The organism is Aquabacterium sp. (assembly GCF_016195855.1).
Lineage (GTDB): Bacteria > Pseudomonadota > Gammaproteobacteria > Burkholderiales > Burkholderiaceae_C > Aquabacterium.
Window position 1 is genome coordinate 149,050 of the sequence record NZ_JACPYU010000025.1, and the last position, 18,511, is coordinate 167,560.

Sequence of the window (18,511 nt, forward strand, 5' to 3'; positions counted from 1 at the left end):
CCACAATGGAGACAAGCATGAAAAAAACCGGCGCCGAACTCGTCCGCCACGCCCTGGAGCAGCTGGGCATCCGCCACACCTTCGGTATCCCCGGTGTACACAACACCGAGATCTACGACCAGCTCGCCAGCTCTTCGGTGGTCACACCCATCCGCGTCAACCACGAGGGTTGCGGCGCTTTCATGGCCGATGCGGTCAGCCGCACCAACGACTTCAACGGCGCCTTGCTGATCGTGCCCGCAGCCGGCACCGCCCTGGCCATGGCCGGCATCGGCGAAGCCTTTCTGGACGGCATCCCCCTGCTGGTGATCTCGGGCGGCACCCGCACCGACACGGGCTACAGCTACCAGCTCCATGAGCTGGACCAACTGGAACTGGTCAAGCCCTTCACCAAGGGCGCCTGGCGCATCACCGAGCACAAACAGATCGTGCCCACCTTCTACGAGGCCTGGCGGCTGGCCAACGCGGGCGAGCCAGGCCCTGTGTTCATCGAGATCCCGGTCAACGTACAGCTCTTCCCCGGCGAGGTGGACGAGTTGCCCACCTTCGTGCGCCCGGCCCCACCGCAGCCCATGCTCGACGAAGGCACGCGCGCCACCGTGAAGCAAGCCGCGCAACTGTTGAAGCAAGCCCGCAAGCCCGGCCTGTTCCTGGGCTGGGGCGGCGTGCATGGCAGCGCCTTGACCCAGGAGCTGGCCGAGCTGCTGCAAGCCCCCGTCAGCACCACCTTGCAAGGCCTGAGCGCCTTCCCGGCCCAACACCCCCTGCATGCCGGCATGAGCATGGGCCCCGCGGCCGTGCCAGCCGCCGAAAACGCCTTTGCAGACTGCGATGTGCTGCTGGCCATCGGCACGCGCTTTGGCGAGATCGCCACCGGCAGCTACGGCATCAAGCCCACCTGGGACCTGATCCATGTCGACATCAACCCGGCCGTGTTCAACGCCAACTACGAAGCCAGGCTGTGCATCGAGGGTGATGCCGCTGCCGTGGTCCGCGGCCTGATCGACGAGCTCAAGTCCCTGCCCGGTGATGCCGCACAAACTCAGGCCCGCGGTCAAGCCGTGCGCCAGCAGATCGCCCGCGACAAGCAGGCCTACATCGCCGAATGGCAACGCCATGACAGCCAGGGCCGCGTCAACCCCCAACGCTTTTTCCAGGCCCTGCGCAGCAAGCTGCCCGACGATGCCTACCTGGTCACCGACGATGGCAACCACACCTTCCTCGTGGCCGAGCTGTTCGAGACCCGCGGCAGCCGCCACCTCATCACCCCCACCGACTTCAACTGCATGGGTTACTGCGTGCCCGCCGCCGTGGGCATCAAGCTAACCCACCCGGACCAGCAGGTCGTGGGCATCGTCGGTGATGGCGCCTTCCTGATGACCGGGCTGGAGCTGCTCACCGCCACCGAGCACAAGCTGGGCGTGGTCTGCTATGTGTTCAACGATGGCGAGCTGTCGCAGATCTCCCAAGCCCAGAAGCTGCCCTTCAACCGCAAGGCCTGCACCGTGCTGCCCGAGGTGCGCTTCAAGGGCATCGCCGATGCGGTCGGGGCCCACTACCTGCGCATGGCCGGCGACAGCGACATCGCCGCCGTCATCGGCCAGGCCCAGACCTTGTCCGCCCAGGGCCAGCCCGTGATCGTCGACGTCATGATCGACTACAGCAAGCAGACCCGCTTCACCAAAGGCATCCTGCGCACCAACCTGATGCGCATGGACCTGGGCAACAAGCTGCGCATGATCGGGCGGGCCGCCTGGCGCCGCGTGGCCACGCCGCAGTAAGGCCAGGCCAGGCGGGCGCTTCAGTCTGCAGCCAAACGGCCGACAAACACCTCCAGAGCAATTCATTTTACTGGAGGTGGCCCATGGGCTCAGATCAACACGTCGCCATCCTGGGGCAAGGCTATGCCGTGCCAGACATCATCCGGGGTAACGACGCGCCCATCTTCGACTGGCTCAAGCAGCACTCGCCCTCTGGCTCCGACCTGTTCAATGGCCTGAAGTACCGGCGCGTGCTGCCCACGGCCGACGGCGTCATCGACATCATGACCACGGCATGCGAGCACGCGCTGCACCAGGCCCGCCTCAAGCCCGAGCACGTGGACATGATCATCGGCGCTGGCTCGGTCAGCAGCTATGTGGCGCCCAATGACCTGGCCGTGGTGCACCACAAGCTGGGCCTGCCGGCCTCATGCCGCATCCTGCCCATCAACAGCGACTACTCCACCTTCCAGGATGGCTTGCGCCTGGCCACCGACCTGGTGCGCTGCGGCACCGCCAGGCATGTGCTGGTGGCCTGTGGCAACAACTGGACCCACTTCGTGGACTACCACGAGCCCGTGTCCCTGGCCGCATCTGACGGTGCAGGCGCGGCCCTGGTAGGGCGCACGCACGACACCCAACACTTCCGCCTGATCGACTGGGACAACGACACGCAAAGCCACTGGTACGGCGCCTTCCGCATGGCGCCCCGCCCCGTCACGCCGGACACCTTCACCAAGCCCTTGATGAAGCTGGACGACAAGACGGGCCAGGAAGCGTTCAAGGCATTTGGCCTCAAAGCCCCGGGCCCGCTGGTTCATCGTCTGCTGTCACGCCATGGCCTGACCGGCCAGGACATCACCTTGATCACCCACCAGACCTCCAAGATGGTCCAGGACGCCTGGAACGAGGCCATCCAGCCCAGGCACTACATCAGCACGCTGGAGGAGTTCGGCGACATGGTGTCTTCATCCGTCCCCGTCAACCTGGCCAAGTGCCATGCCGAGATCCACACCAGGCACCTTGTCCTGCTGGGCATCGGCATGGAAATGCACGCGACGGCCTTACTGCTTGAGCGTGGCTGAATAAGGTGGCGGCTGCAGGCCCAGGTGGTTCTGCAGCATGTCCTCGGCCGTGGCAAGGGCGCCTTCCACCCAGCCCTGGGCGTGGGAATAGGCCTCGCCACAGATGAACACCGGCTTGCCCTTTTTAGGCTGCACGATGCGCTTGCCCACATCCTGGCTGTCCACATACTGCGGCCAGAAATTGGCGCCACCACCAAACGGGTCATCGCCCCAATCACGGTAAGCCGCGGCATAGGGCCGGCGCTCGGGCGTGTCTTCCAGGCCGTGCATCTCCAGCAACTGGCGATGCGCCTCTTGCACCATCAGCCTGGGTGCGGGGTTCTCTTTCCACTCCACAGACGGGTTGTTGCTGTCCGTGCCATCCTCATTGGGGAAGTGATGGGGGTCATTGCGCAAGCCCGCCCAGTACTCCAGGTCCAGCCCATCGTTGTAGATCAGGATGGCGCCAGCCTTGGTGTCATCGCCCACAGGCCAGTAGTAGCACTGGCGGATCGGCAGGTCGGTCACCGATTGCCCCTGCGTGATGCCCAGTGCCTCCCACCAGCGCGTGCGGTAACACAGCGCCAGCTTGAACAGCGGGATCGGCGCCACCGACTCGATCAGCTTGTGCACCTCGTGCTGCTCGCGCCCCAACACCGAACCCGTTTGCTCGATCAGCTCCAGCGAGCGGCGCGGCATGGCCAGGATCAGCTTGCGCGCACGCACCACCTTGTGATGGCCTGCATGCTCGATGTGCAGCTCGACGCCTTCACTGCCATCGTCCAGCTTGACCGTGTCGAAGCGCACCAGGCGGTGCTCGAAGTGCACCTTGCCCCCCACCGACTCGAAGCGCTGGTGCAAGGTCTTGGGCAGCATCTCGTAGCCGTCCTTCAGGCGCTTGTATTCGATGCTCGCGCCATAGTCGCCCAGGTTCCAGGGGAAACCATCGGCGGCATTCCAGGTGAAGAAGATGCTGTCGTAGCCGCTGGTGTCTTCGGCAAACTGGAAGGACTCGTGGCTGACCGAGCGGCTGTAGATGTAGCGCATGGTCAGGTCGATCACGCGGTGGCCTTCATAACGACCGGTCTGGGCCACCTGGTCCCAATCCACCGTCTTGAGGTCCACATGCTTTTTGTGCAACACCTCTTGCAGGTAGCGCTCGGCTGCCAGGGCCGTGAAGCCCTTCTTGAAGCCCTCGTAGTCCGATTTCGGGATGTCATAAGGCACCTTGGCCGGGTCGGACAGGTCCTTGGTGCGCAGATGGCGCCCGCGCAGGTAGGCCATGTTCTGGTCCTGCGCCACCACAAAGGGCTCGGTGGCCAGTTGCAGGTAAGACACCAGCGCGGCGACCTGGGTCTGCCCCGTCGTGAAACGCATGCCGCCCAGCTCAACCCGGCCCTCGGGCATGCCCGGAGGCTGCGCCGACATCAGGCGCCCACCCACGCGGTGGCTGAGTTCAAACGCCTCGACGCGCGCACCCTTGCCTTGTGGGCTGGTCAACCACCGCCATCCGCTGTAGAGACCTGACACGCCTGCGCCAACGATGGCGATATCAAGAACGGGGCTCAAAGTATCTGTTTTCACGATTTAACCCTGTGGTTGTGGAGGGCACATTTTTGACACTCATGGTCTGACTCAATCTGACGATGTACAGACCATGTCTGGCCTATTTGATCGACGTTATTTGATCGGCCCTATTTGATTGGCCCTATCCCAGCGGCCATCCAAACCTTCACTCAGGAAGCCATTGACCATGTCATCTCCCGTCTCCGCCGCTGTGCCCTCTCCTGTGCCCGCCCCCTGCGGCACCGTCGCCCAATTGCTCCTGGACTATCTGCGCGCAGAAGGGGTCGACAAGGTATTTGGTATTCCGGGCGGCGCGGCCGTCTGGTTGATGAATGAACTAAAGAAGAAATCACATCAAATCGAATATGTGATTTGTAGGCACGAAACTGGTGCGGCCTATATTGCAGACGGGTATGCCCGCGTCAAAGGCGGCCTGGGCGTGGTGCTGACCACATCGGGCCCCGGTGCCACCAATGCCCTGACCGGCGCCATGAACGCGCAGGCCAGCAACTCGCCTGTGCTCGTCATCACCGGCGAAGTGCCCGAAGCCTATTACGGCAAGGGCTACCTGCAAGAAGGCACGGACGCCAAGCTGGACGTGCACAACATCTTCCAGAACGCGCTGGCCTCCAGCGCCATCATCTCCAGCCCTGCCAACTTCCAGACCCTGTTTCAGCAGGCGCTGCGCAATGCCCTGTCGCTGCCCAAGCAGGCCGTGCACATCAGCCTGCCCAACGACATCGCCGGCGAATGCGTGCCCAGCTACCCCGCCTCGGTCCGGCCCTCGACCTACCGCCCTGGCACCGCCTGCACCGATTCCCAAGCCGTGGGTGACACCCTGCATGACCTCGTGCACGCCAAGCGCCCGCTGATCTTCCTGGGCAACGGCAGCCGCGACGCCCTGGCCTGCCCTGAGCGCCTGAAAGCCTTCACCGCATTCGTCGACCGCTTCGGCATCGCCGTGATGACCACGCCCGACGCCAAGGGCATCTTCCCTGAAGGCCATGCGCTCTCGCTGCGCAACTACGGCATCTGCGGCAGTGCCTGGCCCAGCCTCTACATGCACCCCGCCAACAAGGCCGACCAGTTCGACACCCTGCTGGTGCTGGGCTCCAGCCTGGGCGAGCTGTCCACCTCGGTCACGGCGTCTGCGCTCTACAGCCCTGCGCTGGAGCCCACCGAGCACTTCATCCAGGTCGACCTCAGCGCCGCCGTGATCGGCCGGGACTTCCCCATCACCCGCGGCATCGTGGCCGAGATCGGCACCACACTCGATGTGATGTGCGAGAAGGCCCACCACCTGCAGCCTGATCAGGCCAAGGTCGATGCGCGCAAGGCACTGATCCAGCAGATCAAACTGAGCCGCACGCCCTGGTCCGACCCTGCCGGCCGTGACAGCGAGGCCGCGCCCGTTCATCCGGCCGCCATGATGCGGGTCATCGACGAGCTGGTGCACAAGGGCCACATCTTCATCGACGCGGGCAACTGCGTGGGCTGGTCACTCAACAACCTGGTCATCAACCCGCCCGTTCGTTATCACAGCGCCTTGTCCATGGGCCCCATGGGCTTCGCGGTGGGCGCGGTGGTGGGTGGCAAGATGGCCGCCCCGGATCTACCTTGCCTGGCCGTGGTCGGTGATGGCGCTTTCATGATGCACGGTGCCGAGATCTCCACAGCGGCCCAGCACCGCGTGGGCGCCATCTGGATCGTGCTGGACGACAACGACCTGGCCATGGTCAGCCAGGGCATGGCGCAACTGCTGCCCCCGGCCGCTCAATGGGATGACTACTACCAGCTCGGCCGCCCGGACCTGGCGCTGTTTGCGCAAGGCCTGGGCGCGCACGCCGTGACGGTGACGCCCGAGCAAGGCACACAAGCCTTCCGCGATGCGCTCCAGCATGCGCTGGAGGATGCGGACAAGCACCGCCGCCCGCAGGTCATCGCCGTGCGCATCAACACCCAGGTGGCCCCGCCCTACGGCTGGCCTACCTTGACCCCGGCCCAATGCTGTGGCGGCGCAAGCGCAGGCACAAGCACAGGTTCAGGCAGCGGCAAGCCTTGAGCCTGGCCTCAGCGGTTGCGCTGCTTGAGGAAGGTCAGCTGGAAAGGCACCCGCAGGTCCGTGCGTTCGATGGTCATGGGGAAGGGTTCCACAGGCGCCACCAGGCTGAACGCCGTCTGGCTGACCATCCGCGCCTCGATGGCACCCTTGATGCGCGGCCTCAGCGCGAAGGTCGCGTCAATCGGGATGTTGATCACGGGGGGCAGCTCACCGCTGACCTCCAGGTCGAGGTTGACTGGCAGGTCGGCCTTGATCGGCACCGTCATGTGCAAAGGCATGTCCAGGGTGATCGGCAAGGTCACCGGGATGCTCGGCAACCACGACCACAAGGACACCTTCATGCTCAGCGTCGTCTTGACCGGCACCACCTGGTCCACCGCGACGCTGGTGTCCACTGGTAGCATGGTCTGCATCTGCACGTGCGCCTGCAGGTGATCGGATATCTGCGCGGGAATGACCTGTTTGATGGGCATGCGCACCAGGGGCCTCATGTCCAGCCGCGTGCGCAAGGGCGACGTCACCTCGGCCACCGACACCATGCCAGCCGGCAAGCGCAGCCGCACCGACTGGTTGTACATGGTCATCCGCGCTTCCCAGAACGCATAGAAATACCAGACGGCCAGCGCCGTCAGCATCAGCCAGACAAGCAGGACGGTGCTGCCCACCACGAGCAGGGCCACCGGCCTGACGGGCCGATTCCAGCCCCGGGCGGTGATCAATGTGGAGGGATCTGCGGAAGCGGCCACCATGGGATGCTGCTGGTACTCAATGCGCGGCGACCGCCCGGGCGCGCGGCGCCAGGGTCACCGATTCAAAGGGCACGGTCAGGTCCAGCAACTCCAGGCCGGCACGCACCCGCTGCTGCGGGAAGGTCAGGTTGGCACTGACCGGTGAGGTCAACGGCAAGGACAAGGACTCGTGTACCGGGATCTTGGCCTCGATCACGGTGTCAATGGTGGTGCGCAAAGGCTCGGTGAGGCGCACCGTGGCCGGCGCCACGATGGCCACAGGCAGGTTCTTGCGTACCGGGATGACCAGGTCCACCGGCACATCGACCTTGACGGGGATTCGCCCCTGGATGGGCACGGTCAGCGGGATGCCCAGGATGCGGGTCTTGACCTGGGTGTCCAGCTCCACGATCTGGTCCACCTTGACCACATGCTTGATCGGCACATCGATGCTGATCGGCACCATCGTGTCGATGCTGACATTGATGGGAATGGCCTCCTTGAGCGGGATGGACAGGTCCTGGTGAATGGGCACACGCACCGGCAAGACCTGGTCCACCTGGATGCGCACCTGCTGATTGACCGACGCCTTGACCGCCAGCTCCTTGGGCAAGACGATGTCGGCCTGCTGCTCCTTGAGCACCACCTGGGCCGCCATGTTCTGCCAGATCCACCAGGTCACGAACACCGCGCCGATGCCCATCAGGATCAGCAGCAGCACCGAGGTAACGATGAGGTGCTTCCACGTCACCGTTCTGCCATACACAGCCAGCATGGGGCCGGAGGCGGGCGCGTCAACAAGAGAGTCAGGGGTGGCTTGGTTCACCCGGGCACTATGCCACGGCCGGCCTGGCTAAAATCTAGGGTTTGCAAGACGCCACGAGCCTCGCACGCCCCGCCCTGCCCCAGATGGACTTCCCCTTGACCGACCTCAACGCCGTGCGCGCCATGTTCGACACATTGCAAGCCCGCGCCAGCAACCAAGGGGTGACCTTGCGACAACCGCCCCCCGAACCCACCAGTTGCTGTGGACGCGGCTGCAACGGCTGCGTCTGGGAAGGCTTTTACGCCGCGGCCCAGTACTGGCGCGACGAAGCCCTCTTGATCCTGTCGGATTGACAGGGTGCCCACGGCGGGGCCGAAGAGCTCAACGCACCGCGACGATCACAGGCTCAGGCAAGCGTCGCACCGTCACCGTTCTCAGCCCGGACGCCAGCGGCAAACGGATTTCAAAGCATCCCCCCTTGGCGCCACCGGGCGCATCCAACGACCAGCTCTGGCGGGCCATCTGCTGCAGGGCAAGCCGTGCGCCAGACTGCCCCATGCAACCCGTGGTCCCGACGTGCGCGGCTTTGTCCAACAAGCGAACCACATCGCCTGGAGATGGCCGCGCCAGCACCGCCACACGCAATTGGAAGTCGCCTGGATAGGGGCGCTGATCGCGAGCCATGATCAGTGCATGCGCTGCGTCCGGTGACAGATCCTGCTCGTTTGCCTGGTTCATCAGCTCACCTTGAACTTGAACTCGCCGTTCTTGCCGGCACTGACCTTGATCTTGCTGATGGCCTGACCTTCGGCCATGCGGGCCAGCACGCTGTCGGCCACCTCGGGCAGCAGGCTGCCGTTGAGGATGTGGTCCACGGCACGCGCGCCGGTGTCCACCTCTGTGCAACGGGCCAGCACGGTTTCGATCAGGGCGTCGTCGTAGTCCAGCACCGCCTGGTGGTTCGCCTGCACACGCGCAGCAATACGGTCCAGCTTGAGCTTGATCACACTGACCAGCACATCGTCGCTCAGCGGGTAGTAAGGCACCACCTTGGTCCGCCCGATGAAGGCGGGCTTGAAGGTCTTGTACAAGGTCGGGCGCAGCAGCTCGGCCAACTCATCGGCCTGAGGCAATTCGTCTTGCGACTTCATCACCGTGCCACCCGCGGCTTCATCGTGCTTGAAGCAGGCCTGCATGATGCCCTGCGAGCCCGCGTTGGAGGTCAGGATGATCACCGTGTTGCGGAAGTCGATTTCGCGGCCTTCGGCATCGTCCATCAGGCCCTTGTCGAAGACCTGGAAGAACATCTCCAGCACATCGGGGTGGGCCTTCTCGACCTCATCGAGCAACACCACGCTGTAGGGCTTGCGGCGCACGGCCTCGGTCAGCACACCGCCTTCGCCGTAGCCCACATAACCAGGGGGCGAGCCCTTGAGGCCGCTGACGCTGTGCGCCTCCTGGTACTCGCTCATGTTGATGGTGATCAGGTTGCGCTCACCGCCATAGAGGATGTCGGCCAGCGCCAGCGCGGTCTCGGTCTTGCCGACACCCGATGGGCCCACGAACAGGAACACGCCCTTGGGCTTGTTGGGGTCCTCCAGGCCGGCGCGCGCCGTGCGCACGCGCTGGGCAATCGCGGCCAGGGCATGGTCCTGGCCGATCACGCGCTCCTGCAAGGTGGCCTGCAGATTGCGCACCGTCTTGATCTCGTCCTTGACCATCTTGCCCAGCGGGATGCCCGTCCAGGCCGCCACGATCTCGGCCACCACGTGGCCGTCCACCTGCATGGGCACCAGCGGGGCCTCGCCTTGCAAGGCGGCCAGTTCGGCCTGTTTCATGGCCAGCAGTTCGTGATCGGGGCTGGCATGGCTGACCGCGGCCTTCTTGCCCTTGGCCTTGCTACCCGCGCTGGCCTTGGCCGGCTCAAGAGCCTCACCGTCTCCCGGCACACCCACCTCTGCGCTGGACAGGCCGCCCGCCTGCTGCTCCAGCTTCGTGCGCAGTTCACGGATGTCATTGACCAGTTGCTGCTCGAAGGTCCAGCGTTCTTCATCGGCCTTGAGGCTGGTGACAATGCCATCACGCTCGGCCTTCAAGGCGTCCAGGCGATCACCGTGGCGCGCACCCGCGGCGGCTTCGCGCTGCAGCGCAGCCGCCTCGGCATCCAGCCGCTCCAGGCGCTTGCGGGCATCCTCGATGCGGGCCGGCGTGGCGCTTTGGCCCAGCGCCACCTTGGCGCAAGCCGTGTCCAGCACGCTGATGGCCTTGTCGGGCAACTGGCGCCCGCTGATATAGCGCGCAGACAAACGCACGGCCTCGGCAATGGCCTCGTCAAACAGGCGCACGCCAAAGTGCTTTTCCATCAAGGGCGCCATGCCGCGCAGCATCGCGCAGGCCAGCTCTTCGGAGGGCTCCTCCACCTTGATGACCTGGAAACGGCGAGCCAGGGCCGCGTCCTTCTCGAAGTACTTTTTGTACTCGCCCCAGGTCGTGGCCGCGATCGTGCGCAGCTCACCACGCGCCAACGCCGGCTTGAGCAGGTTGGCCGCGTCATTCTGGCCAGCCTGGCCACCCGCACCAATCATGGTGTGGGCCTCGTCAATGAACAGGATGATGGGGTGCGGGCTCTTCTTGACCTCGTCAATCACGTTCTTGAGGCGGTTCTCGAACTCGCCCTTGACCGAGGCGCCCGCCTGCAGCAGGCCCATGTCCAGCACGTGGATGGCCACACCTTGCAGCGGCGTGGGCACATCGCCCAGGGCCACACGCAGTGCCAGCCCTTCCACCACCGCTGTCTTGCCCACACCGGCTTCGCCCGTCAGGATCGGGTTGTTCTGGCGGCGGCGCATCAGGATGTCGATGGCCTGGCGGATCTCGGTGTCACGGCCGATCACCGGGTCCACCTTGCCGTCCCTGGCGCGTTGGGTGAGGTTGGTGGTGAACTGGTCCAGCGCGGGCGTCTTGCCGCTCAAGGCTTCGCTCGCGGCGGCCTCGTCGGCCTGACCGGCCTCGCCATCGACCGGGGCATCAGCATCACGCAAGGCTTGCGCGGCCTCCTGCGACCCACGCGTCACCTCGGCCATCTTGTGCTTGAGCTCATCGAGGTTGAAACGCGTAAACAGCTTGGACGAGCGCAGAGCCAGCTGGCTCAGGCTCGGCTCTGTCAACATGGCCAGCAGCAAGTGGGCACCACGGATGCGTGCCGTGTGCGACTCCAGCGACGCAATCAGCCAGGCATGCTCCAGCAGCACCGGCAGGTGGCTGGAAAACACCGGCGTGCGGCTGTTGCCCGTCTTGAAGCGGCTCAGCTCGGCTTCCAGATCCCGCTGCAACGCGGTGCTCGACACCCCGGCGCGCTGACACAGCACGCTCAGGTCACTCTGGGGCTGCTCCAGCAAGGCCAGCATCAGATGCTCCAGGTCCACCTCATAGTGACCGCGCGCCATGCACAGGCTGGCAGCGCGCTCGGCGGCGTGGCGCGTGGTGTCGTTGAGCTTGGAGATCAGGGTCTTGAGGTTCTGGCTCATGGTGATGACAGCTTCTTGAATATTGTTGGAATGAGAAAGAGAAAGGGCCCGGTGATCAATCAGGCCGCGGCGTGGATGTCATAGCGCACATCCGCGCGGTCTTCGTTGGCCGACTGGGTCTGCAGGAAGGTGTCCCAACCCAGCCTGAAGGCCGTCGGTGCGCGGCTTGAATCAAGCGCGCAGCCCTGCACGTCGTCGCGCTGCAATTGCAGGTTGATCTCGTACTCCAGGCTGACGCCGCTGAGCATGGTCAACAACTCTTTGAGCGCCGAGGCGCCCGCGCCCCCCGGCAGAAAGCGCCGAAACCGTGCATGAGGCAAAGGCCCGAGCACCACGCGCATGCGCAGATCCCGCTGCCAGACGCGCTCACCCAGCATGGCCGAGCGCCCCAGCACACCGTTGAGCGGCCCCGACATGCCCCCCTGGCGCCCCAACACACCCAGATAGGCACGCCCCGACTCCGGCACCTGGTACCAACGCCCGACAAACTGCTCGATGCGCACCGGCACGGCCAGGTAGTCCTGAAGGATCTGCTGCAACTGGCGTGCAGACAAAGTACGCTGCTGCAAGGTGCCGGCGTAATACGCCAGGGCCTCGTCGGCCACAGCACCGCGCTCGCCACCCAAGCGGTCCCGCAGGCCTTTCTGGCCCAGGCCAGCCAGAGACAGCGCCAAAGGCAGGAAGCGATTTTGTGTGTCAGATTCATACTGAATGGACAAACGGTGCTTGCGCCAGGCCTGATAAAACAAGGAAACCGCGCGGTGACTGAACACGTCCACGAAAGCCCGTGCCGCATAGTCCTTCTGATAGAGTTCTCGGTGAGCGAACTCCTCGGTATATGAGAGGGGCAATGTACCGTTCACGCCGAGCAGGCCCATGAACGCAGGCGTGATATCAATCCTGTCTATCTCGGAAGGATGGGCAGGTATGCTTTGCTGCGCAACCTCGTTCAGCAACTGATCCAGTCGCGTTCCCGTCCCCCCGTCGATCTGACGCTCCTTGCCTGCGTCGTCACAGCGCTCAGTGAATCGCTTCTTGTGAACTTTAAGTGACTCGATTTCACTTGCAGGAAAAGAGAGCGACAAAGAGTTGCGAAAATTGATTTTCGATAGCCCTTGTCCATCCGGTGCAGACGGCGCCATCCATCTGTCCAACAAGCGGACGGCCTGGAAAAAGTTGAACTGCTGCGGTTCACGCAGCAACTGTTCAATCACACCAGTGGCATTTCGCCGTTGCGTGGCGGACATGACAGCACCTCTTCCTGCGTACGTGCCGAAATCAGCGTCAACTTGGTGAAGCTGTTCGCGTGCACATACATACCAAAGAATTGATCAAGCACAGCAGCGAACAGGCCCAAACCTGTACCGACAAAGCTGTCCTCATCGACGGTAACGCGTACCTCAGTTCCCCGAACAAAAGTCGCGTAGGGTTCACCGGGCAACCAGGCCGTGGTGGGTTTGAACGCGATACCCACCAACCCATCGATCTGACGGCGGTTGGAGGCGCTACGCGGCAAGTCATAAAGCCGCAGCATTTCCTTGAGCGCATCAATGCCCCCACCCGACAGCGACAAGTGATTGAGCGATAAATGCGAGATCAACCGCCAAAGCGCACCTCGCCCACGTTCAAAGCGGTGAGCAGGTGTCGCCTTGCGAAGCAAGCGAATTTCCCTTGCAACGCTGCCCCCCTCCATGAACAAGTCTCCGCCAGTTGCACCGAATGGCAACAACGACGGCAGATCGCGATTGGTCGCGGTCACGGTCAAAGACAGGGTATCTGTCTGGGGCATAGCCGGGTCAAAATCGACATCAACCACCGACAATTCCATCTCATATCCAGGGCTGGTTTCGGCGACATCCTCGTCCCAGCGGGCGGACCAGTACCGCCCGCCAACGCGCTTGGCCATCGAGTCGTCGACATCTGCTCGACGGCGTACCAGGGTAGATGGCAAGCTGTCCAGATCCGGGTGATCTGAATCCCTCAATAGGTCATCGTGCTGCAAGGAGAAAAAGGGGCGGAACTCTTGGACCGTCTCGCCTTGAGGCGTCTGCCTGACGCGGAATACCCGATCAATGGAGTAGACCTCGTAACCAAAGGCTCGACGCGAATCAACGAGCACCGGATACGACGACGATGCATGTGAGACACGGATTGGATCCGCAGGTTGCTTGAACAGATTAATCACAGGCGTGCAACCGAGAACCAGACTACCCTCGTGTATGGTCTCGAGCAAACGGGACTCATCGGAGTCAGCCCGAACACCTGATAACAGCAGATGCACGGTCAAGGTACGCCTGCTACCGTTGCCCCCATCATTCTGTTCAGGCTGACGGGCTTCAAATGGCACGGGCACGGTCAAATCAATGAAGTTGAACTTCTCTGGATAAGCGAAATACTCCGTCAGCAGTCTGTATGCAGGATGCGAGCGAGCATCAAAATCAATCAAGGCCTCTTCATCGGCAAATCCCGCCAATTTGGGCAATACGCCGGCGCCTATCCCAAGGGACTCCGCTGATTGCCAAGGCTGATGCGGCGCGGTCTGCACCATGACACCTATGACCTTGTGGCACAGCACCTCGCGCAGCACGCTGACTTGAGAAGGCTCGCCATCCAGAAACACTCGCAAGGGGCGACTGTGTAAGACAGCCCAAGATGCTTGGGGAGAAACCAACTCCAACGTTAGAGAAATGGATGAGGTCACGCCAGCAGAAACTCGGGTCCCCTCTGGAGCAAGAACCGCGTTGCGGTAAGTAAGCGCCGCCAGCCGAACGGGCAACAAAGTGATGTCCTGCGTCGTCCTGAACTTGCACGCCACCCCTTTGATCGCACGAGAATGGAGAACCGAGCCTCTGCTCAAGACGGCAGGCTGCGTCATCTGCCCGGCAGCGGCCCCTAGATCAAACTGCGCAATCGAACAAGACGGAAACGGCCGAAGATAGTGCGGATAAAGCACTTCAAGCAGCGACTCCGTGAAAAGGGGAAAGTCGTCATCAAGGCGCTTGTGAACCCGGGCTGCCAGAAGCGCGAATGACTCGATCATGCGCTCGACGTGCGGATCCTCCACCACATCGCTCGACAAGGCCAAACGTCCGGCCAGCTTTGGATAGCGACTGGCAAATTGCCTAGACTGACCACGAAGAAATGCGAGCTCTCGTTCGTAGTGGGGTAACAAGGAGTCCATACCAACTATCTCGCGCGCAGCCCAGACAGATTACTACGCTGGACCACATATCGATGGGTCAATGGGTGCAGAGCTGCATCAAACGACACCAACTCCTGGAATGGCCGAAGCACCAGCACGGCGCTAATTGAAAACTCAAGTCGATGCTGATGAGTCGCATTGGTGGCCAAAGTGACCACCGGGTCTCGAAGACGCGGCTCGAAACATCTGATCGCTGATTCGATGGACGCGCTGATCAGATCGCGGTCCTTGTCGCTGGCCAAGGCCATGCTCGAAAAGTCCGGCATACCAAAAGCGTAAACGGAGCGACTGCACTCTGGGTAGCCTTGCGCAATGCGCTTCATGGTCGAACATCTTGTGTTCAGCAATACTTCGACATCTCGCGCCACAGTGGACTTGATGTCCTCAAGCGAATACCAGCGCTTGGCAGCGCTACCCTCGGTCGCCCCACCGTCAATGAGCCGGTCCAGCAAGCTCGGTTCAAAGCGGTCCATGCGATTGCTCAAACAAAATGAGGCGGTCACACGCCGCCTCATCAATCTCTAAATGAGAGTTAGCTAAAATTAGGAACGTTCTTCGCCAGATCCCACGCTCCGGTGATGTTGACCTTTCCAGACTTGTCGCCTGCGATATTGAGTTCGTCGTAGGTCCACTTCACAGCAGAGTACTTCAAGGTAAACGTTTCGGCCGGGATGCCCTCGTCAGACACGCTCGGAGCAACAGAGGCCACGATGACGTTCTTCAAATCAATCTTCATGTATTGATGACGAGTCTGCGTGCTGTTCTGACCACCCACTGAATTCTTGCCCCCGTGGGCACGATAGAAGTAGATGCTCACGTCGTTGACGATCGTGCCGGCAGAACAAGCCTGCAGCAGCTTGGGCGTAGAGCCATCGATATCCTTGGTGAACACCATTTCACCATGTTCGCAACGCTCCGCAGTGTGGCCACCTGAGGTGGAAGATGTCGCAGACTTGGGCTGGCGAACCACATGGCTCCAAGAGTACACCTCGACGGTGTCCTTGTGCTTGGTATCCCGCGAGTCGCCCTTGATGTCGCCACCCTTACTGTGGAAGTCGACGTATATGTCCTTTGCCATTGCAATTTCCTCTGATTAGTTAAAGTTTGTCGCTTAACCCTTGCCACCTTGCGGCAGCTCGGCCACGAGCCGAAGCGACACAGACAGCTCGTCAAGCTGGAAGTGCGGCCGTATAAATGAAACCGCGCGATAAACACCGGGCCTTCCGGGCACTTCCGCAACCTGTACGGATGCCTCGCGAAGCGGGAACTGAGCCTTCGCTTCTTGGGATGCGGAATCGTCTGAAGTCACATACTGGGAAATCCAGCGATTCAGATGTTCCTCAACGGTGCTGGCTGTCGCAAAGCTACCGATTTTGTCGCGCAGCATGGCCTTCATGTAATGCGCAATCCGACACACTGCAAACATATATTGCAACTGTCCCGACAGCGCCGCGTTGGCGTTGGCAGCGTCGGAGTCATACTTCTTAGGCTTTTGCGTCGACTGCGCACCAAAAAACGCAGCGTAGTCGGTGTTCTTGCAGTGCACCAGCGGAATAAATCCCAGATCGCTCAACTCTTTTTCACGGCGATCGGTGACGGAAATCTCCGTTGGACATTTGAGCGCGACCTCACCATCGTCAGTCTTGAACGTGTGTGTAGGCAGATCCTCAACTAGACCGCCGCCCTCCACACCACGGATCGCTGCACACCAGCCATAGCTTTCAAAAGCTGCCGTCAGCCGTGCCGCTAGCGCGTAGGCCGCGTTGACCCACAGATAGCGACCATGCTCGGTGCCATTGACGTTCTCGACAAAGTTGAAACCCTCCGTGGTGGCGCCATCCTTTGGATTAAAAGGTAAACGCCCCAAGAAATGCGGTACGGTCAAGCCGACATAGCGCGAGTCATCGGATTCGCGGAATGATTTCCATTTCGCATACTCAACGGTGTCAAACACTTTTGCAAGGTCACGCGGCTTACCCAGATCCGTCAGGCTCTCCAGACCGAACAAATCTGCAGAGGCTGCAGAGATGAATGGCGCATGAGACGCTGCAGCCACATGGGACATCTGCTCGACGAAGTACATGTCTTCAGCAGAGCGTCCGATTTCGAAATCCCCAATCAGTGATGCAAAAGGCGCACCACCGAACGTACCAAACTCCTCTTCGTAGACCTTCTTGAACAACACCGATTGATCAAAATCAATGGCTGTTTTGAAGTCCTTGACGATTTCCTTCTTCGTCGCATTGAAGACCTTGATCTTCAACTGCTCACCTGTCGATGTGTGCTTGCACAGATAGTGCAACCCAGTCCACGAAGACTCAAGCTTCTGGAACTCACCAGCGTGCATTACTTCGCTGAGCTGGTCGGAGATCAACTGATCGATCTCGGCAATACGCGCATCGATGTTGGCCGACAGGTTCTCAGACACCACCACGGTGCCGCCCAGCACTTCCTTGACGAGTTCGCCAATGATGTCCTTGGCCCGAGCGTGTTCGGTATCGGTCTTGGCAACCTTGCTCTTGGCAACGATGTCGTCCAGCAGGCTGACACTTTCAGCCAGTGCGCCGGTTTGAGCTTGGAGTTGTGCACTCATGGTCTCACTCCTGGTCTTGCTGGGCTTGTGCGCCCAAGGTCTTGAGGTGTTCGGTATTGCTCAGCACTTCGCCCAGCAGGTCTTCCAGCTTCTCGTTGCCGGCCAGCTTGTTACGCAGGTCGGACAGTTTGGAGCGCGCTTCCAGCAGCTTGCGCAGCGGCTCGACCTGCTCCACCACGGACTCAGGGCGGAAATCGTCCATCTTCTTGAACTCGAGGTTCACGGCGAACTCGCCGCCCTCAGGGCTGAGCTTGTTCTTGACGCGGTAGCTGGCGCGCGGGGCCATGCCGGCCAGGACCTCGTCGAAGTTGTCCAAGTCGACATTGACGAACTTGCGGTCCTTCAGGCGAGGCGCAGGCTTGTCAGGGTCAGGTTGACCCGTGAAGTCACCCATCACACCCATGACAAAGGGCAGTTCCTTTTGCTCGATGGCGTCGCCGATCTCGACGTCATACGTGAGCTGAACGCGAGGGGGACGCACGCGCTCCAGACGTTTCTGAACGCTGTCTTTCTTTGCCATGACCAGGCTCCTTCCTTGAACTGTTTACTGCAAAGCACCAAAGGGATTGTTTCGACCACCGGACGACGCGCCGGCACCGCCTGCACTCGCCGTTGTGGATTTGACCGGGGGCGCCGCCACTGATGCGGGGGCTGTTCCAGAATTGGGGCGGGCGACGCCTGGGGCCACCGTCGCAACGCGGGGTACCGACCTGGTCGATACGGGCTTGGCCTTCACCGGCTCGGATGCGGCCGCAACGGGCAGCGGTGGCACCAGAATGGGCTCACCCAGCGCCTCTCGGATCAGCTTGGCCACGCTCTCGGCTTCACTGCGTGTCGAGCCGTTGACCTCATTGGCCTTGCGCAATTGCTCCAGCGCCAAGGCGCTCACACGCAGCCCGCTGACAGCCAGGATGCTCTTGGCCGTCAGGTCATTGACATCGCGCTGCAGGACTTCCTGAGCCTCGGTGATGGCCTGGCCATACTGGCGTGCATCAAAGTGAATCTGTGCCTTCTTGAGCCAGGGCGCCTTGACAGACGGGTCGGCCTTGATGGCCAGATCCAGTTGCTCAATGGCTTGATCGGTCTTGCCTAGCTTCTGTGCCTTGTCTGCAGCCGCCAGGTTCTCGTTGACCTGCTCCTGCACTGCCAGCCTGGCAGCCACGTCATCCTTCTTGGGCGCTGAAGCGCACGCCATCAAGCCAGACAACATCGAGACAATCACCGCGCAGCACATGCCGCGGCG

Annotated in this window: 16 protein-coding genes; 4 read left to right on the forward strand and 12 right to left on the reverse strand. The window is 62.0% G+C overall.

The window, feature by feature from the left end; genetic code table 11:
- Positions 1 to 17 precede the first annotated feature (17 nt).
- Entirely contained in the window at positions 18 to 1,781 is a 1,764-nt protein-coding gene (locus HY019_RS20215; RefSeq protein ID WP_290695663.1) for a thiamine pyrophosphate-binding protein, read from the forward strand.
- A gap of 83 nt (positions 1,782 to 1,864) precedes the next feature.
- Positions 1,865 to 2,845, forward strand: a complete 981-nt coding sequence (locus HY019_RS20220) for a hypothetical protein (protein ID WP_290695664.1) — start codon at positions 1,865 to 1,867, stop codon at positions 2,843 to 2,845.
- Here HY019_RS20220 and HY019_RS20225 read toward each other — a convergent pair.
- Positions 2,825 to 4,408, reverse strand: a complete 1,584-nt coding sequence (locus tag HY019_RS20225; protein ID WP_290695665.1) for an FAD-dependent oxidoreductase — start codon at positions 4,406 to 4,408, stop codon at positions 2,825 to 2,827. The two genes, HY019_RS20220 and HY019_RS20225, sit on opposite strands and share 21 nt — an antisense overlap.
- 169 nt (positions 4,409 to 4,577) lie before the next feature.
- Between HY019_RS20225 and HY019_RS20230 the strand changes: the two genes are divergently transcribed.
- Positions 4,578 to 6,452, forward strand: coding sequence for a thiamine pyrophosphate-binding protein (locus tag HY019_RS20230; protein WP_290695667.1), 1,875 nt, complete (start codon positions 4,578 to 4,580; stop codon positions 6,450 to 6,452).
- 8 nt (positions 6,453 to 6,460) lie between these two features.
- Here HY019_RS20230 and HY019_RS20235 read toward each other — a convergent pair whose 3' ends face one another.
- A complete protein-coding gene (locus HY019_RS20235; RefSeq protein WP_290695669.1) occupies positions 6,461 to 7,201 on the reverse strand; it encodes a hypothetical protein in 741 nt (246 codons plus the stop codon).
- Positions 7,202 to 7,217: 16 nt separating this feature from the next.
- Positions 7,218 to 8,006 (reverse strand): hypothetical protein, encoded by a 789-nt coding sequence (locus HY019_RS20240; protein ID WP_290695670.1) that lies wholly within the window; start codon positions 8,004 to 8,006, stop codon positions 7,218 to 7,220.
- Positions 8,007 to 8,128: 122 nt separating this feature from the next.
- Here HY019_RS20240 and HY019_RS20245 point away from each other — a divergent pair, with 122 nt between their 5' ends.
- Positions 8,129 to 8,299 carry an oxidoreductase-like domain-containing protein gene (locus tag HY019_RS20245; protein ID WP_290695711.1) on the forward strand — a complete coding sequence of 57 codons (171 nt, stop codon included), beginning with the start codon at positions 8,129 to 8,131 and terminating at the stop codon, positions 8,297 to 8,299.
- 28 nt (positions 8,300 to 8,327) lie between these two features.
- Here the strand turns inward: HY019_RS20245 and HY019_RS20250 are convergent, their stop codons facing one another.
- Genes HY019_RS20250 through HY019_RS20290 form a run of 9 tightly spaced genes read right to left on the reverse strand, consistent with a single transcriptional unit; the run spans position 8,328 to position 18,430 of the window.
- Positions 8,328 to 8,684, reverse strand: a complete 357-nt coding sequence (locus HY019_RS20250) for a hypothetical protein (RefSeq protein ID WP_290695671.1) — start codon at positions 8,682 to 8,684, stop codon at positions 8,328 to 8,330.
- Positions 8,684 to 11,473 carry a type VI secretion system ATPase TssH gene (gene tssH / locus HY019_RS20255; RefSeq protein WP_290695672.1) on the reverse strand — a complete coding sequence of 930 codons (2,790 nt, stop codon included), beginning with the start codon at positions 11,471 to 11,473 and terminating at the stop codon, positions 8,684 to 8,686. The genes HY019_RS20250 and tssH overlap by 1 nt, the downstream gene beginning before the upstream one ends.
- Positions 11,474 to 11,532: 59 nt before the next feature.
- The gene (tssG, locus tag HY019_RS20260) at positions 11,533 to 12,720 is read right to left on the reverse strand and encodes a type VI secretion system baseplate subunit TssG (protein WP_290695674.1); all 1,188 of its coding nucleotides are present in this window, start codon (positions 12,718 to 12,720) and stop codon (positions 11,533 to 11,535) included.
- Positions 12,684 to 14,654, reverse strand: a complete 1,971-nt coding sequence (tssF, locus tag HY019_RS20265; protein ID WP_290695676.1) for a type VI secretion system baseplate subunit TssF — start codon at positions 14,652 to 14,654, stop codon at positions 12,684 to 12,686. The genes tssG and tssF overlap by 37 nt, the downstream gene beginning before the upstream one ends.
- Before the next feature lie 5 nt (positions 14,655 to 14,659).
- A complete protein-coding gene (gene tssE, locus HY019_RS20270) occupies positions 14,660 to 15,148 on the reverse strand; it encodes a type VI secretion system baseplate subunit TssE (RefSeq protein WP_290695678.1) in 489 nt (162 codons plus the stop codon).
- A gap of 59 nt (positions 15,149 to 15,207) precedes the next feature.
- Positions 15,208 to 15,753 carry a type VI secretion system tube protein Hcp gene (locus HY019_RS20275; RefSeq protein ID WP_290695680.1) on the reverse strand — a complete coding sequence of 182 codons (546 nt, stop codon included), beginning with the start codon at positions 15,751 to 15,753 and terminating at the stop codon, positions 15,208 to 15,210.
- 33 nt (positions 15,754 to 15,786) lie between these two features.
- Positions 15,787 to 17,268 carry a type VI secretion system contractile sheath large subunit gene (gene tssC, locus HY019_RS20280; RefSeq protein ID WP_290695682.1) on the reverse strand — a complete coding sequence of 494 codons (1,482 nt, stop codon included), beginning with the start codon at positions 17,266 to 17,268 and terminating at the stop codon, positions 15,787 to 15,789.
- A 4-nt stretch (positions 17,269 to 17,272) separates the two neighbouring features.
- Positions 17,273 to 17,788: a type VI secretion system contractile sheath small subunit gene (tssB, locus tag HY019_RS20285; protein ID WP_290695684.1), complete on the reverse strand. Its 516-nt coding sequence runs from the start codon at positions 17,786 to 17,788 to the stop codon at positions 17,273 to 17,275.
- Positions 17,789 to 17,812: 24 nt separating this feature from the next.
- Complete coding sequence (locus HY019_RS20290) at positions 17,813 to 18,430, reverse strand: hypothetical protein (protein WP_290695686.1); 618 nt, start codon at positions 18,428 to 18,430, stop codon at positions 17,813 to 17,815.
- Positions 18,431 to 18,511 lie beyond the last annotated feature (81 nt).

Excerpts from the sequence above, each read along its gene's own strand:
- HY019_RS20215 (WP_290695663.1), top strand. The coding sequence starts at position 18 with ATGAAAAAAACCGGCGCCGAACTCGTCCGCCACGCCCTGGAGCAGCTG.
- HY019_RS20220 (WP_290695664.1), top strand. The coding sequence starts at position 1,865 with ATGGGCTCAGATCAACACGTCGCCATCCTGGGGCAAGGCTATGCCGTG.
- HY019_RS20230 (WP_290695667.1), top strand. The coding sequence starts at position 4,578 with ATGTCATCTCCCGTCTCCGCCGCTGTGCCCTCTCCTGTGCCCGCCCCC.
- HY019_RS20235 (WP_290695669.1), bottom strand. The coding sequence starts at position 7,201 with ATGGTGGCCGCTTCCGCAGATCCCTCCACATTGATCACCGCCCGGGGC.
- HY019_RS20245 (WP_290695711.1), top strand. The coding sequence starts at position 8,129 with ATGTTCGACACATTGCAAGCCCGCGCCAGCAACCAAGGGGTGACCTTG.
- HY019_RS20250 (WP_290695671.1), bottom strand. The coding sequence starts at position 8,684 with ATGAACCAGGCAAACGAGCAGGATCTGTCACCGGACGCAGCGCATGCA.
- tssH (WP_290695672.1), bottom strand. The coding sequence starts at position 11,473 with ATGAGCCAGAACCTCAAGACCCTGATCTCCAAGCTCAACGACACCACG.
- tssG (WP_290695674.1), bottom strand. The coding sequence starts at position 12,720 with ATGTCCGCCACGCAACGGCGAAATGCCACTGGTGTGATTGAACAGTTG.
- tssF (WP_290695676.1), bottom strand. The coding sequence starts at position 14,654 with ATGGACTCCTTGTTACCCCACTACGAACGAGAGCTCGCATTTCTTCGT.
- tssE (WP_290695678.1), bottom strand. The coding sequence starts at position 15,148 with ATGGACCGCTTTGAACCGAGCTTGCTGGACCGGCTCATTGACGGTGGG.
- HY019_RS20275 (WP_290695680.1), bottom strand. The coding sequence starts at position 15,753 with ATGGCAAAGGACATATACGTCGACTTCCACAGTAAGGGTGGCGACATC.
- tssC (WP_290695682.1), bottom strand. The coding sequence starts at position 17,268 with ATGAGTGCACAACTCCAAGCTCAAACCGGCGCACTGGCTGAAAGTGTC.
- tssB (WP_290695684.1), bottom strand. The coding sequence starts at position 17,788 with ATGGCAAAGAAAGACAGCGTTCAGAAACGTCTGGAGCGCGTGCGTCCC.